Origin of the sequence: Stenotrophomonas sp. 59, assembly GCF_030291095.1 — a bacterium.
GTDB classification, from domain to species: domain Bacteria; phylum Pseudomonadota; class Gammaproteobacteria; order Xanthomonadales; family Xanthomonadaceae; genus Stenotrophomonas; species Stenotrophomonas maltophilia_Q.
Genome location: NZ_CP127408.1, coordinates 3,379,861 through 3,395,417, shown reverse-complemented (window position 1 = coordinate 3,395,417; position 15,557 = coordinate 3,379,861). Strand labels below are relative to the sequence as shown.

Genomic DNA, 15,557 nt, shown 5'->3' with positions numbered 1-15,557 from the left:
TGCCCGGCGGACGGAAAACCTCAGCGCGCCTTCAGCGCCTTCAACAACGCGCTGTTGAACTGCTTCGGGTCCTGCACCTGCGGCGAATGCCCCAGTTCGGCGAACTCGACCAGCGTTGCGCCGGGAATCGCTGCGGCCGCAGCCTTGCCCAGCAGCGGGTAGTTACCCAGCGTCGCCTTCACCTGCGGCGGCGCCAGGTCGCGGCCGATCGCGGTGCGGTCCTTCTGGCCGATGAACAGCGTGGTCGGCACCTGCACGTTCTTGAGTTCGTAGACCACCGGCTGGTTGAACACCATGTCCGAGGCCAGCGCCTGGCTCCAGGCAACGGCCTGCTTGCCCGGGCCTTCGTACATGCCCGACTGCATCCGCGCCCACGGCTCGTAGGCCGGCTTCCATCTGCCGTCGTAGTACACCTCCAGCTGGTAGCGGCGGATGCTGTCATAGCTGATGTTCATTTCGCCGGCGTACCACGCATCCACGCTGCGCCAGGGCACGCCCAGCGCCTTCCAGTCTTCCAGGCCGATCGGGTTGACCAGCGACAGGCTGCGCAGGTCCTGCGGGAACATCAGCGCGTAGCGCACCGCCAGCATGCCGCCCATGGAGTGGCCGACCAGGTGTACCGGAACATCACCCAGCTGCAGTTGCTGCAGCAACGCATGGGTGTTGGCGGCCAGCTGCGCGAACGAGTACTGGTAGCGCTCGGGCTTGCTGGACTTGCAGAAGCCCACCTGGTCCGGGGCGATCACCCGGTAGCCGGCGGCGATCAGTGGCTTGATCGATTCCTTCCAGGTGGCCGCACAGAAATTCTTGCCATGCAGAAGCACCACGACACCGACCGGTGCCTTCTTCGGCGCGATGTCCAGGTAGGCCATTTCCAGCGACTGCCGCTGCGATTCCAGTGCGAAGGTCTTCACCGGATAGCCGTAGTCGAAGCCCTCCAGGCGTGGCCCATAGGTGGGCGCGGCGAGGGCGGACAGCGGAAGGCAGGCAAGCAGGGCGGCAGCAATCACGCGCATGGGGCGGTCCTGGGTACGGGAGCCCCGAGCCTAACCGGAACGCAGTGACGGTGTCGTCCGACCGGGTAGAGTCGACCGGGTAGAGTCGACCGGGTAGAGTCGACTGGGTAGAGTCGACTGTTCGTCGACTGCTCTTCGTTCCGACCGCGAAAATCCCGCGCTGCGCGCGATAGTCGACCAACAGTCGACGCTACCTGCGGCCCGGCGCCATCGCGTCGGGCCCGGTCGACCTCAGCACTCGATGACGTTCACCGCCAGCCCACCACGGCTGGTTTCCTTGTACTTGTCCTGCATGTCACGACCGGTATCGCGCATGGTCTTGATCACCTTGTCCAGCGACACCTTGTGCTTGCCGTCGCCACGCATGGCCATGCGCGAGGCGTTGATCGCCTTCACCGCGCCCATCGCATTGCGTTCGATGCACGGAATCTGCACCAGGCCACCGATCGGGTCGCAGGTCAGGCCGAGGTTGTGTTCCATGCCGATTTCCGCGGCATTCTCGATCTGGCTGGGGTTGCCGCCCAGGGCGGCGACCAGGCCGCCGGCCGCCATCGAGCAGGCCACGCCCACTTCGCCCTGGCAGCCTACTTCAGCGCCGGAAATCGAGGCGTTCTCCTTGTACAGGATGCCGATCGCCGCGGAGGTCAGCAGGAAGTCGAACACGCGCTGCTCGTTCGCACCCGGGCAGAAGCGATCGAAGTAGTGCAGCACCGCCGGCAGCACGCCGGCTGCGCCGTTGGTCGGCGCCGTGACCACACGGCCACCGGCCGCGTTCTCTTCGTTCACCGCCAGCGCATAGAGGTTGACCCAGTCCAGCGTGGTCAGCGGATCACGCATCGCTGCTTCCGGCTTCGACGACAGCTCGCGGTACAGCGCCGGCGCACGACGGCCCACCTTCAGGCCACCCGGCAGCACGCCTTCCTCGCGGATGCCGCGCGCCACGCACGACTGCATCGCGCTCCAGATCTCGCGCAGGTTGGCGCGGATCTCGTCTTCGCTGCGCCAGCACTTCTCGTTCTCGAACATCAGCTGGGCGATGCTCAGGCCGCTGCGTGCGGTCTGTGCCAGCAGCTCGTCGCCGCTCTTGAACGGGTAGGGCAGCGGGGTTTCATCGGGCACGATGCGGTCATCGGCCGCGTCGTCCTGGTTGACCACGAAGCCGCCACCGACAGAGTAGTAATCGCGGGTGGCGATCACTTCATCCTCGGCGTTGTACGCGGTGAAACGCATGCCGTTGGTGTGGTACGGCAGCTTCTGGCGCTTGTTCATGCCGAGGTCGCGCTTCTCGTCGAATGCGATCTCGTGCTGGCCCATCAGCTGGATGCGCTTGCTGCTGCGGATGCGCTCCAGCGTGGCCGGGATGATGTCCGGGTCGATCAGGTTCGGTCGCTGGCCTTCCAGGCCCAGCAGGATCGCCTTGTCGGTGCCATGGCCGCGGCCGGTCAGCGCCAGCGAGCCATAGACATCGGCGCGGATGCGCGCGACTTCGTGCAGGCGACCCGGGTCGAGCAGCCAGCGATGGATGAATCGCTCGGCAGCCTTCATCGGCCCGACGGTGTGCGAGGAGCTCGGGCCAATGCCGATCTTGAAAACGTCGAACGTGCTGACAGCCATGGTTGCCGTACTGCGGGTACCGGAGGAGACCGCTATTCTAGCGGTTCATGCCGCACTTCCATGGCTGCGGCGCAGCATTTCGGCAGAGGGAGCAAAACCGGTGTTGACCCTGTTCCAGCGCGACGACTGCCATCTGTGTGACATGGCCCTGGCCGAGCTGGCCAAGGCGCGGGCACCCGAGTTCGAATCGGTGTTCCTGGACGACCAGCCGGCGCTGGAAGCGCGCTACGGCGCACGGGTGCCGGTGCTGCGTGACGAGACTGGCGGTCGTGAGCTGGACTGGCCGTTCGACGCGGCACGTGTGCAGGCCTGGCTGGCCACGGGTTGAATCCGCCGGGCATGGCCCGGCGCTACCCTGTGCCACCGTTCTACGGTAGCGCCGGGCCATGCCCGGCGGCATACCCGTCTTATTTCGCGTCGAACTTCACGATCGTGCTGATCGCGGTTTCGTCCGGAATGGTCTTGGTGTCGGCCCAGTCGCCGCCGCCGACGCCGAAGTCCAGGCGCTTGACCGTGGCCTTGCCGGTCAGCACCGGCTGGGTGCCCGGCTTCCAGGTGAAGGTGAGGGTGACCGGCTTGCTGACGCCGCGCAGTTCGAGGGTGCCATCGGCGGCGAACTGATCATTGCCCACCGCGCGGAAGCCCTTGGCGGTATAGCGTGCGGTGGCGAACTTGCCGACATTGAAGAAGTCGGCGGTCTGCAGGGTCGAGTCACGGTCGCTGTTGCCGCTCTTGGCGCCGGCCAGCGGGATCACCACGTCCAGCGAACCGGCGGCCGGATTGGCCGGGTCGAAGCTGAGCTTGGTGGCGAAGCCCGGGAAGCTGCCGGTGAACACTTCGCCGTCGTACTTGGTGGCGAACACCAGGATCGAGCCGGCGCCGGGGGCCTGTGCGTAGTCGGCGGCGAGCACCGGGGCGGTGGCCAGCATGCCGGCCAGGGCGGCGGCCACGGCGGCCGGAGTGGTCAGTTTCAGGTTCATCGGTCAGTCCTTCTGAGGGGAGGCAAGCCAGCCGCGCGGCAACATGCGGGACAAGGTCGCATCGCGCTGGAACAGGTGGTGGTAGAAGGCAGCGCCGGCATGGGCCAGCACCACCGCGATCAACAGCCAGAAGCCGTATTCGTGGATGGCATGCGATACCGCGACCACCTGCGGGTCGGGGCCGCTCAGCTTGGGCACGTCGACCAGGCCGAACCAGCGGAACGGGCGCAGGCCGCTGGCCGAGTCGTACAGCCAGCCCGACAGCGGGATGGCGAACATCAGCACATACAGCAGCACGTGGGTGGCGCTGGCAATGCGTTCCTGCCAGCTGGGCACGCCCGGCACCGGCTTGGGCGCGCCGGCGTACAGGCGCCAGCCGAGGCGGAACAGCACCAGCGCCAGCACGGTGATGCCGATCGACTTGTGCGCGGTGTAGACCCAGAAATACTTGGGGGTCCTGGGCAGTTCACCCATGGTCAGGCCGACCACGCCGAGGGCGAGGATCAGCAGTGCGATCAACCAATGCAGGATCTGGCTGACACTCCCCCAGGCGGCGGGGGTGTTCTTGGCGGTCATGAAGGGTCCTCTAGGGGGCCGTCTTGGGGTCGGAGTGCGGAACGGGAGCGGGAGTTCCCGGGGCGTCGCTGCGGTCGAGGGTGGCTTCAGCCTCGATCCTCAGCTGTACTGCATCACCGATGACGCCCGGCCAGGCGGTGATGCCGAACGCACGCCGGCTCAGTGTGGTGCTGGCGGAGAAGCCGGCGGTGCGTCGGAACGGGGGGAGCGGGTAGCGCTTGATAGCGTTGAGGGTCACATCCAGCGTGATTTCCTGGCTGACCCCGCGCAGGGTCAGCGTGCCGATCACGTGGGCGCGCTTGGCATCGATCGGTTCGACCCGAGTGGAGACGAAGTGTGCCTTCGGGAAACGCTCGCCATCCAGAAGGCTGCGGGCCAGCGTGGCCTGGTTCCATTTGGCATCACCAAGGTCCAATCGCGACACGGGGACCTCGACGTCCAGCGTGGCCTCGCGCCAGTTGTCGGGATCGAACTGTAGCCGGCCCTCGCTGCCGGACACCGTACCCATGGCCTGCGAATAGCCGGCGTGGTCGATGCTGAACAGCACCCGCGTGTGCACCGGATCGAGGCGGTAGGTGTCCGCATCCGCCCAGGCGGGGGCGGTGGCGAGCAGCATCGGCAGCAGGGCCAGGCAGGGACGCATCGATGGCGGGCTCCGGAAGGGGGACGCTGTGATCATACGCACAGGCCCCTGCCAACGATGCGTGCATGGCTGCAACAGTTCGTGGTGGTCCTGCCCCGGCAACAGGCTGTTGCAGCCATGACCCCGGCCCTGTGTGACAATCGGGACAGGACAGGGGGTTCAGGATGACGAGCAGCTGGCGCCTGTGGTGCCTGGGCATCGCGGCAACGGGGCTGCTGCTGTTGGCGTCTGCCACGGCGGCTGCAGCCCTGGACATGGCAGAAACACCACGCCTGCGGCGCTTCGGTGCCGCCGAAGGCATGCCTTCGCGCATGGTGCTGGCGCTGGCCGAAGACCGCCAGGGCCATGTCTGGGCCGCAACCGATGGCGGCCTGGTGCGTTACGACGGCAGCTCGCTGCGGGTCTGGGAACATGATCCGGAACAGCCCGGCTCGTTGCCCGGCAACGAGATCGAGACCCTGCTGGTCGATCCGCTGGACCGCGTGTGGGTGGGCATCAATGGCAAGGGCGTGGCCCGCCTGGATGCCGACCGCGAACGGTTCAAGACCTTCGATGCAGTCAATGGTCCGTGCCTGGGCCAGTTCTGGACGCTGGCCTACGCCGGGGATGCGTTGTGGATCGGCACCAGCAGCCAGGGTATCTGCCGGTTCGGGGAGGACGGCAGCCTGCGTTTCTTCAAGCACGACCCGGCCCGTGCCGACGGCCTGCCCAGCAACACCATCTACAGCAGCCTGGTGGATGCGCGGGGGCGCCTGTGGATCGGTACCGAGGCCGGCGTCGCACGCTGGAATGGCCGTGACTTCGAGCCTGTGGCGCCGCACGAGCTGGGCGCATTGAGCGTGCTGCGGATGAGCCGCGATCCGGATGGCTCGATCTGGGTCGGCAGCCAGAACGATGGCCTGTACCGCATCGACGCGCAGGACCGGGTCAGTCGTCCGCGCTGGAGCGACAGCGCCCGCCTGCGCTCGGCGCTGGTGCTGGCCGATCGCCAGGGCGGCTACTGGGCGGGCACGTCCGACGGCCTGCTGCGAGGCGACGCAAGTGCGCTGTGGCGGCTCGATGGCGACCGCGGCAGTGGTTTCCTCACTGCACAGAGCGGTGTGCTCGATCTGCTGCAGGACCATGAGGGCGGACTGTGGGTGGCCCTGCTGACCCAGGGGCTGGCCTATCTGCCGCCGGACTGGCGCCGCTTCTCGATCTGGAACCAGCTCGATGGCAAGCCGCTGGACAGCCAGTACCTGCTGGGCGCGGCCAGTGACGGCCAGAACTACTACGTGGGTTCGGCGCACGGCGTGTATCAGCTGGATGCGCACGGCACGCTGCGCCTGCTGGCCAGCGACCGCGAGATCGGCAGCGGTGCGGTGTGGTCGGTACTCCCGCGGCCGGACGGGCGCCTGTGGCTGGGGCGTGCCGGCCGCATCAGCGTGTATGACCCGGCCACCCGCGCGCTGCACGATTGGCATATCGATGGAGGTGCCGACCTGCGCCAGCGCATCGACCTGATGCGGCAGGCGCCCGATGGCACGGTCTGGCTTTCGGTGATGAACCTGGGCCTGCAGCAGCGCAGCGCGGATGGCCGGGTGCTGCGCAGCTATCCACTCGACGATTTCCGCAAGGCGGCTGATTCACCCATCGAGCAGATCCGCTTCGATGCCCATGGCAAGGCATGGGTGATGGGCGACATGGGCATCTGGCGTGAGCAGGCCGGTCGCTTCGAAGCGGTGCCGGGGGTCTCGCGCGGGCTGATCTACGACCTGGTGTGGGTGGATCCGCAGCAGCTGTGGCTGGCCCGCCAGGGCGCGCTGGAGCGCTACCAGTGGGATGGCATGAGCCTGCGCCTGATCCAGCGCATTGATGGAAGCGCCGGTGTGCCGCCGGTCAGCATGGGGGGCCTGGCATTGGCCGACAATGGCCGGGTGTGGGCGACCACGCCGCGCGGCCTGCTGCGCTGGGACCCGAAAACACGACGCCTGCAGTTGTTCAATGAACGCGATGGCCTGTCCGATGCCGAGTTCACCAGCCGGCCGCCGGCGGTGAATGCCGATGGCCGCGTGCTGGCCGTGGCCCAGACCGGCCTGGTCGCTTTCGACGTGAATGCCGACGACGTGGCGCTGCCCGGGTCGTCGCTGGTGATTGCCGAGGTGCGCGTGCGCCGCGACGATGCACGCGGCTGGCAGCCGCTGCCGAACACCGGCACCCTGCTGCTGGGACCGGATGATCGCGATCTGCAGATCGATGCGCGGCTGCTGTCGTATGCCAATCCACAGGGCAACCGCTACCGCTTCCGGGTACGCGGGTATGACCAGAACTGGGTGGAGCAGGGCGGCGACGGCCAGCGCACGCTGTCGCGACTGCCCACCGGCAGTTACGTTATCGAAGTGCAGGCGGCCACCGCCAATGGTGCATGGACGCCTTCGCAGCAGCTGCAGGTGAAGGTGCTGCCACCGTGGTGGCGCAGCGGCATGGCGATCTTCGGCTACATCCTGATCGGTTCGCTGCTGCTGCTCATCCTGGTCTGGTCGATCCGTGCGCGCCTGCGCCGTCGCCAGCAATGGCAGCTGACCGTGCACAAGCAGGAGCTGGCCGAACAGGCCTCGCAGGCCAAGAGCCGGTTCTTGGCGACGCTGGGGCATGAAGTGCGCACGCCGATGACCGGCGTGCTGGGCATGAGCGAGCTGCTGCTGGCCACACCGCTGGACCCGGTGCAGCGCAGCTATGCCGGCTCCATCCAGCAGGCCGGTAGCCATCTGCTGCGGTTGGTCAACGATGCGTTGGACCTCGCGCGCATCGAGGCGGGCCGGCTGGAGCTGGATCTGCACCCGTTCGACCTGGCCGGCCTGCTCGACCAGGTGCAGGCGCTGATGCAGCCCATGGCGAAACAGCGCAAGCTGGATTTCCAGCGTGGCGACGATCCGCCCGGCCCGATCAGCGTCAGTGGCGACGAGATGCGCGTGCGGCAGATCCTGCTCAATCTGCTGGGCAATGCGATCAAGTTCACCGAGCGCGGCCATGTCGGCCTGGCCGTGCACCTGGAAGAGAACGGCGGCGGTCTCTGTTTCGAAGTGCACGACAGTGGCCCGGGCATCAATGCCGAGCAGCAGGAGCGGCTGTTCCACCGATTCGAGCAGGCGGAGGGTCCGCGCACGGCCTCGCGCTATGGCGGCAGCGGGCTGGGCCTGGCGATCTGCCAGGAGCTGGCCGTGGCGATGGGCGGGCGCATCGAAGTGGACAGCCAGCCAGGCAAGGGCGCGCGCTTCCGGGTGCGGTTGCCGCTGCCCTGGACCCGGCAGGCCGCCGCCGCCGCGGGCGAAGCGCCTGCGCAGCCGGTGCTGCCGCCACTGCGCATCCTGCTGGTGGAGGACGATGCCACCGTGGCCGAGGTCATCGCCGGCCTGCTGCGCAGCCGCGGCCATGACGTGGTGCATGTGCTGCACGGCCTGGGGGCTTTGTCGGAGATCGCCACCGACGGCTTCGATGTTGGCCTGCTCGATCTCGACCTTCCAGCACTGGACGGCACTGCGATCGCCCGCCAGCTGCGCACCCTGGGCTACGAGCTGCCACTGGTGGCGGTGACCGCCCGCTCCGATGCCTATGCAGAATCGCAGGTACTCGCCGCCGGTTTCGATGGTTTCCTGCGCAAGCCGGTCACCGGCGACATGCTGGTGGCAGCGATCATCCAGGCTCGCGCCAAACGACAGACCACAACTTGAAAACGTCGGCGCCGGGCGTGAACGGCGCGACTTTCGGTTTACCATGCCGACGCCCGCGGCGCGGGAATCATCAGGGCAGCGTGAGGAGGCAATCGGTGGTTTATCTGCGGGCGGCGATGCTGCTGCTGATCCTCCTGTGCGGCCTGTCACCCGCTGCCGCGCAGCCGGTGCCACCGAGCCCGCGCCAGGTGACGGTGTTCGACGGCCTGCCGTCCAATACCGTCAACCGCATGGCCGAAGACCGCTACGGCTACCTGTGGATCGCCACCAACGACGGCCTGGCCCGTTACGACGGGCGCAACTACCGGATCTGGCGTTCGGAGGATGGCCTGCGCGACAACCGTATCTGGACGGTCCTGGTCGATGCGCGCAACCAGCTCTGGATCGGGACCGAGAACGCGGGCCTGGTACGGATGTCGGCCGACCGCCGCCAGCTGCATTTCTACGACCGCAGCAGCCAGCCGTTGATGGGGACCAACACGGTCTGGAGCCTGGCGACCACCCCCGACGGTGCGATCTGGTTCGGGACCCACGAAGGTGGGCTGTACCGGCTGGACAGCCAGGACCGCCTGCAGCGTTTCCTGCCCGAGGCCAACAATCCACGCAGCCTGCCCGCGGCCTCTGTGCCGTATCTGGCGACGCTGGCCGATGGCAGCCTGTGGGTCGGCACCAAGCATGGCGTGGCGCGCTGGACCGGCACCGACTTCGAGCGGGTCGGCACGGATGTCATTCCCAGCCTGCTGATCAATGGGTTGACCAGCGAACCCGATGGCAGCCTGTGGATCAGTACGATGGCCGGCGCTACGGTGCGTCGCCCCGACGGGCGTTTTGAATCGCCGCCATGGAAACTACCGCCGGGCGAGCAGGTGCTCGGCATGATGCTGCGCGATGAACAGGGCGGGCATTGGCTGGATACCCGTACCGGGCTGGGCCGGGCCGTAGATGGGCAGTACCAGACCGTTCCGCTGTACAGCGCCGTTGCGCGCGGGCCGGTGCGGCCGAACTGGACTGGCGCCTACGAGGACCGCGAAGGCGGCATCTGGCTGGCCAGTACCAATGCCGGCCTGTGGCACCTGCTGCCGCGCTGGTGGCAGTTCTCGGTGCTGTCGCGATTGGAGGATGACGCCGGCTCGTTGCGCAATGCCTTCGTGCTGGGCACCAGCCCTTCCAGCAATGGCGGCATCTGGACGGTCGGCAGCCACGGCGCGCTGGACCGGTTCGATCCCAAGACCGGAAAGATTGAGCAGCACCGCACCTGGGTCAACGGCATGTACTGGCTGTCCTCGGTTCGCGAGGATCGCCGTGGCCAGGTCTGGATCGGCTCGACCGATGCGTTGCTGCGCTACGACCCGAAGCGGCGTGACCTGCGTCGCTGGGGCCGTGATGCCGGGGCCGACGCAACCATGGAAGGGGTCATCGAGTCGATGATGACCTGCGACGGCGACAGTCTGTGGTTGATGTTGCCTGCAGGCCTGCAGCAGCGTGACCTCGACGGTCGCCTGCGCCGCCAGCTGGACAACGGCCAGCGCGGCCTGCAGCAGGGCCAGCTCAACCTCGACGTGGAATGCGGACCACAGGACCACATCTGGCTGGCCAGCAGCCGTGGCCTGCTGCAGTGGCTGCCGGAGAGCGAGCGCTTCCAGCCGGTGCCGGGTGCGCCGGCGACGGCGATCCATGCGCTGCACGTGGGCCGCGATGGCCAGGTCTGGTTGTCGGAGGATGGCCGCCTGTCGCGCTACCGCTGGAGCCAGGGGCGGCTTGAACGGCAGGCGGTGGTCGGCGCGGAGCAGGGTTACCCGGCGATTTCCGCTTCCGGGCTGGTGGTCGACGCACAGGGCGTGGCCTGGGCCACCAGTGCGCGCGGCCTGGTGCGGGTTGGCGCCGACGGGCAGAGCGTGCGCCTGTATGGCGTGCACGACGGCCTGCCCAGCCAGGAGTTCCGCGAGCACACGTTGACGATGTCCGGCGATGGCCATCTGGTCGCCGGTACCCCGGCCGGCGTGGTGGTGTTCGACCCCGAACAGGTGCGGCCGTCGGTGCGGCGCGCGCCGTTGGTGATCGAACGCGTTGAAGTCCGCCGCAACGAGCAGGTACTCGACCTGACCCACGACACGCCGTTGCAGATTGCCGATGGTGACCGTGACCTGCGCATCGTCGCGCGACTGTTGTCGTTCGCCGATTCGGCTTCCAACAGCTACCGCTACCGCCTCGCCGGCTACGACCCCGATTGGGTGGAAGTGGGACCGGCCGGTGAGCGCCTGTTCTCGCGCCTGCCGCCGGGCAGCTACCGCCTGGAAGTACAGGCGCGCTCGGCAGACCATGTCTGGTCGCGGGTGCAGAGTCTGGAATTCCGCGTACAGCCACCGTGGTGGCGCAGCCTGTCCGGGCTGCTGGTGCTGGCCTCGATCGCGCTTCTGCTGACCAGTTGGTTTGCCTGGCTGTATCGCCGCCGCCTGCAGCGGCGCCATGCCTATCAGCTGGCACTGCACAAACAGGAACTGGCCGAGCAGGCCTCGGCGGCCAAGACCCGCTTCCTGGCCAATCTCGGCCACGAAATCCGCACGCCGATGACCGGCGTGCTCGGCATGAGCGAACTGCTGCTGGCTTCACCGCTGGACCCGCAGCAGCGCGGCTACACGCAGTCGATCCGGCACGCCGGCGAACACCTGCTTCACCTGGTCAACGATGCATTGGACCTGGCACGGATCGAGTCCGGACGGCTGGAACTGCAGTCCAAGCCGTTCGCGCTGAGCTGCCTGTTGCAGGACCTGGCCGCGTTGATGGGACCGCTGGCAGCACAGAAGGGCCTGCGTTTCACTCTCGACAACCAGCTGCCGCCGGGCCTGCAGGCGACCGGCGATGCGATGCGGGTAAGGCAGATCCTGCTCAACCTGCTCTCCAACGCGGTCAAGTTCACCAGCCGCGGCACCATCACCCTGCATGCGCGCAGCGATGGCGAGCTGCGCGCACTGCATTTCGAAGTGCGCGACACCGGGCCGGGCATCAGCCAGGAACAGCAGCAGCGCCTGTTCCGCCGTTTCGAGCAGGCCGACGGTGCCCGCACCGCTGCGCAGTACGGTGGCAGTGGCCTGGGCCTGGCCATCTGCCGCGAACTGGCGCAGGCGATGCAGGGGCGTATCCAGGTGGAGAGCCAGCTTGGCCGCGGCACGTGTTTTGGCGTGACCCTGCCGTTGCCGCTGGTGGTCGATGCCAGCGCAGAGGCCGAGGGCGAAGCGCACCGCGAGGATGCGGCCAACATGCCGCCGCTGCGCGTGCTGCTGGTCGAGGATGATGCAACCGTGGCTGATGTGGTGCGCGGGCTGTTGAGTGCACGCGGCCATGAAGTGGTGCACGCGGGCCATGCGCTGGCGGCACTGCGCGAGATCAGTGCCGGTGATTTCGATGTCGGTCTGCTGGATCTGGACCTGCCGGGCCTGAGCGGCTTCGAGCTGGCCCAGCACCTGCGCAACCAGGGCTACATGCTGCCGCTGCTGGCGGTGACGGCGCGGACCGATCCGGACCTGCAGCAGCAGGTGGAAGCGGCCGGCATCGGCGGCTTCCTGCGCAAGCCGGTGACCGGTGAGCTGCTGGTGGAAGCGATCGCCAGGGTGATGGGTAGGTAGGTTCGGCAGGGCCTGCGGCCCTGCACCTGCTGCAAGCCGGAGCAACAGCAACAGCCGAAGCAAAAGCTGGCTTCCTGTGGGATGGCGGGGCGGTGCCGGAGTGCGGGGACGCCGCAAGTACGTCCTTGTAGGCTTGGCAGCCGCATCCATGCGGCTGACACCCCGCACTCCGACACCACCCCGCCTTCGACAGTCTTCTGCGAGGTGCAGTAGATCCACGCCATGCGTGGATGCGTTTCGATTTCAATTCGAAATATTCGATTTCGATGGAGATTCATCCACGCATGGCGTGGATCTACCCGATCGCGAAAATCTGTCAGAGGTGGGGCGGTGTGGGCTTGCAGGACCGTTGGCGCCATGGATGGCGCCATCGAGCCCCCATGGATGGGTTTACGGCGTGTCCTGCAAGCCCACACCGCCCCGCCAACCCACGGAATGCTCGCTGTTGCTGTTGCTTCGGCTTCGGCTTCGGCTTCGGCGGGTGCAGGGCGCAGCCCTGCCGAACCACCCTCACTCCGCGACGTGCTCGACCTGCCGTGGCTCCGGCTTGGTATCGGGCAGCTGCCAGAAGATCATCGTCGAGGTCAGCGTGATCGCGCCCACGCACAGGAACGTCGCATGCAGCGCCGCGGTCGCGCTGTTGCTGTCCAGGTGGTTGCCGAACGCGGCCAGCAGGCTGCCGGCCGCAGCAGCACCGAAGCCGGCGGCGAGCATCATCACCATCGACAGCAGGCTGTTGCCGGAACTGGCGAATTCGCGGTCCAGGTCGCGCAGGGTCACGGTGTTCATCACGGTGAACTGCAGCGAATTGACCGCGCCGAAGAACGCCAGCTGCAGCAGGCGCCAGGCCAGGTGCTGGCCGGGTGTCATCAGGATGAAGCTGGCCATGGCCAGGCCTACCAGTACGGTGTTGACCATCAGCACGCGACGGTAGCCGTAGCGCTCCACCAGCTTCACTGCCAGTTTCTTGGAGACCATGCCAGCGGCGGCCACCGGCACCATCATCAGGCCGGCGTTCATCGGGCCCAGGCCCAGGCCGACCTGCAGCAGCAACGGGATCAGCATCGGCATGGCGCTGCTGCCGATGCGCGAGAACAGATTGCCGAGAATGCCGATGCGGTAGCTGGGCACGCGGAACAGCGCCAGCGAGAACAACGGCGCCGTCGAATTGGCCGCATGCAGCCAGTAGCCCACCAGTGCCGCCAGGCCTGCAACGGTCATCAGCATCACCAGCGCGTGTGGCGTGCCCAGCCCGGAGATGCCGTCCAGCGCCAGTGACAGCACCACCATCGCGAAGGCCAGCATGATGTAGCCGCGCAGGTCGAAACGGGTGCGATGGCTGGCGTAGTGGTCGGGCATGATCTTCATCGCGGCGATGAATCCGATCACGCCGATCGGCAGGTTGATCAGGAACACCCAGTGCCACGAGGCGATCTCGACCAGCCAGCCGCCCAGCGTGGGACCGATCAGCGGGCCGACCAGGGCCGGGATGGCGATGAAGCTCATCGCGCGCAGGAAATCCTCGCGCGGGACCGACCGCATCACCGCCAGCCGCCCGACCGGCAGCAGCATCGCGCCGCCAATGCCCTGCAGCACGCGTGCGCCGACCAGCTGGTGCAGGTGCTGGGCCAGTGCGCAGGCCAGCGAGCCGAGGGTGAACAGGATGATCGCCACCAGGAAGGTGCGGCGGGTGCCGTAGCGGTCGGCGATCCAGCCGGAGGCAGGAATGAAGGTGGCCACTGCCAGCGCGTAGCTGAACACCACCGACTGCATCTGCAGCGGGCTTTCGCCCAGGCTGGCCGCCATCGCCGGCAACGCCGTGTTGACGATGGTCGAGTCCAGCATCTGCATGAAGATCGCCAAGGACACCAGCCACAGCAGGGGGCGCTGGCGGTTGTAGGTCGATGGCGATGTGGACATGGGGTGCGGCCGGTGCAGCGTGGGGGCTACCATGATCGCGCACTGCGGGTCACGGCGCGATCAACATCGCGCCGCAACCGTATGCCGAATGCTCAGCGCTGGCTGTGCGCGTGCACCGCGTCGACCAGCACCTGCACGTGGGCCGGGTCCATGTCCGGCGACATGCCGTGGCCGAGGTTGAATACATGGCCTTCGCGCGAACCACCATTGCCTGCGGCATAGGTGTCGAGCACGCGCGCGGCAGCGGCAGCGATCGCATCCGGCGAGGCGTACAGCGTGGTCGGGTCGAGGTTGCCCTGCAGGGCAACGCGGCCACCGGTGCGGCGCATGGCTTCGTCCAGGTCCAGTGTCCAGTCCAGGCCCAGCGCATCGGCGCCGGTCTGCGACAGTGCTTCCAGGTGAAGGCCGGTACCCTTGCCGAACAGGATCAGCGGCGTGCGCTCGCTGCCTTCGCCACGCTCCAGGCCTTCGGCGATGCGCTGCAGGTAGCGCAGCGAGAACTCGCGGTACATGGCCGGCGACAGCACGCCGCCCCAGGTATCGAATACCTGCAGTGCCTGCGCGCCGGCCGCACGTTGCGCGCCCAGATAGGCGATCACCGCGTCGGTGGTGACCTCCAGCAGGCGGTGCAGGGCCTGCGGGTGGTTCAGCGCCATCGCCTTGATACGGGCGAAATCCTTGCTGCCGCCGCCTTCCACCATGTAGCAGGCCAGCGTCCAGGGGCTGCCGGAGAAACCGATCAACGGTACCTGGCCGTCCAGCTCGCGACGGATCAGGCGCACTGCGTCCATCACATAGCCCAGGTCCTGTTCCATGTCCGGTACCGCCAGCCGGGCGATGGCCGCCTCGTCACGCACCGGATGGCGGAACTTCGGGCCTTCGCCTTCGACGAAGTAGAGCTCCAGGCCCATCGCGTCGGGAATGGTGAGGATGTCCGAGAACAGGATGGCGGCGTCCAACGGGAAGCGGCGCAGCGGCTGCAGCGTGACTTCGCAGGCGATCTCCGGGTTCTTGGCCATGGCCAGGAAGCTGCCGGCCTTGGCCCGGGTTGCGCGGTACTCCGGCAGGTAGCGGCCGGCCTGGCGCATCAGCCAGACGGGGGTGCAGTCCACCGGTTCGCGGCGCAGGGCGCGCAGCAGGCGATCGTTGCGGAGAGGGCTGGTCACGATGGGCATTCCTTGGACGAAAGTTGGCAGCGGCGTCAGTCGCCGTGCGAAAGGATCTGGAAGCCGCGATGCAGTTCGGCATCGCGGGCTTTCTCGAAGGCATGGCGGGCTTCGTCGGCCTGCAGGAACAGCTCGCGCCGCAGCTGCGACCGGCTGCCGACGCGGCCGCTCTCGCGCAGCAGCTCCCAGCCGCCGAACAGGTCCGGCTGCAGGCTCAGGCGCAGGAAGCGCGGTGCCTGCGCACCGGCGTCGGGATGTTGCAGGTAGACGTGCATGGGCCGATTGTATCGCCCCGGGGCGGCACGGACC

General features: G+C 67.6%; 11 protein-coding genes. 3 read left to right on the top strand and 8 right to left on the bottom strand.

What is annotated here, in order from left to right; genetic code table 11:
* Nucleotides 1–20: 20 nt before the first annotated feature.
* Together QP552_RS15755 and QP552_RS15750 are read right to left on the bottom strand one after the other, a co-directional pair.
* Entirely contained in the window at nucleotides 21–1,016 is a 996-nt protein-coding gene (locus tag QP552_RS15755) for an alpha/beta hydrolase (RefSeq protein ID WP_286074027.1), read from the bottom strand.
* Nucleotides 1,017–1,247: 231 nt separating this feature from the next.
* A complete protein-coding gene (locus QP552_RS15750) occupies nucleotides 1,248–2,630 on the bottom strand; it encodes an L-serine ammonia-lyase (protein ID WP_024956918.1) in 1,383 nt (460 codons plus the stop codon).
* A gap of 100 nt (nucleotides 2,631–2,730) precedes the next feature.
* Here QP552_RS15750 and QP552_RS15745 point away from each other — a divergent pair, with 100 nt between their 5' ends.
* The gene (locus QP552_RS15745; protein WP_106551023.1) at nucleotides 2,731–2,958 is read left to right on the top strand and encodes a glutaredoxin family protein; all 228 of its coding nucleotides are present in this window, start codon (nucleotides 2,731–2,733) and stop codon (nucleotides 2,956–2,958) included.
* A 79-nt stretch (nucleotides 2,959–3,037) separates the two neighbouring features.
* Here the strand turns inward: QP552_RS15745 and QP552_RS15740 are convergent, their stop codons facing one another.
* The 3 genes from QP552_RS15740 to QP552_RS15730 are packed head-to-tail and all read right to left on the bottom strand — an operon-like array spanning nucleotide 3,038 to nucleotide 4,829.
* Entirely contained in the window at nucleotides 3,038–3,610 is a 573-nt protein-coding gene (locus QP552_RS15740) for a YceI family protein (RefSeq protein WP_006384701.1), read from the bottom strand.
* Nucleotides 3,611–3,613: 3 nt separating this feature from the next.
* Nucleotides 3,614–4,186 carry a cytochrome b gene (locus tag QP552_RS15735; protein WP_093999702.1) on the bottom strand — a complete coding sequence of 191 codons (573 nt, stop codon included), beginning with the start codon at nucleotides 4,184–4,186 and terminating at the stop codon, nucleotides 3,614–3,616.
* Between the two features lie 10 nt (nucleotides 4,187–4,196).
* A complete protein-coding gene (locus QP552_RS15730; protein WP_106551025.1) occupies nucleotides 4,197–4,829 on the bottom strand; it encodes a YceI family protein in 633 nt (210 codons plus the stop codon).
* A 164-nt stretch (nucleotides 4,830–4,993) separates the two neighbouring features.
* Here QP552_RS15730 and QP552_RS15725 point away from each other — a divergent pair, with 164 nt between their 5' ends.
* Complete coding sequence (locus QP552_RS15725; RefSeq protein ID WP_286074026.1) at nucleotides 4,994–8,539, top strand: ATP-binding protein; 3,546 nt, start codon at nucleotides 4,994–4,996, stop codon at nucleotides 8,537–8,539.
* Between the two features lie 95 nt (nucleotides 8,540–8,634).
* Entirely contained in the window at nucleotides 8,635–12,162 is a 3,528-nt protein-coding gene (locus QP552_RS15720) for a hybrid sensor histidine kinase/response regulator (protein ID WP_106551027.1), read from the top strand.
* 510 nt (nucleotides 12,163–12,672) lie between these two features.
* Here the strand turns inward: QP552_RS15720 and mdtD are convergent.
* The 3 genes from mdtD to QP552_RS15705 all read right to left on the bottom strand — a co-directional run bounded on the left by mdtD (nucleotide 12,673) and on the right by QP552_RS15705 (nucleotide 15,523).
* A complete protein-coding gene (gene mdtD, locus QP552_RS15715; protein WP_010482759.1) occupies nucleotides 12,673–14,082 on the bottom strand; it encodes a multidrug transporter subunit MdtD in 1,410 nt (469 codons plus the stop codon).
* 92 nt (nucleotides 14,083–14,174) lie between these two features.
* The gene (gene hemE / locus QP552_RS15710) at nucleotides 14,175–15,257 is read right to left on the bottom strand and encodes a uroporphyrinogen decarboxylase (RefSeq protein ID WP_012481016.1); all 1,083 of its coding nucleotides are present in this window, start codon (nucleotides 15,255–15,257) and stop codon (nucleotides 14,175–14,177) included.
* Nucleotides 15,258–15,283: 26 nt separating this feature from the next.
* Complete coding sequence (locus tag QP552_RS15705; RefSeq protein WP_032127800.1) at nucleotides 15,284–15,523, bottom strand: WGR domain-containing protein; 240 nt, start codon at nucleotides 15,521–15,523, stop codon at nucleotides 15,284–15,286.
* Between the last annotated feature and the right edge of the window lie 34 nt (nucleotides 15,524–15,557).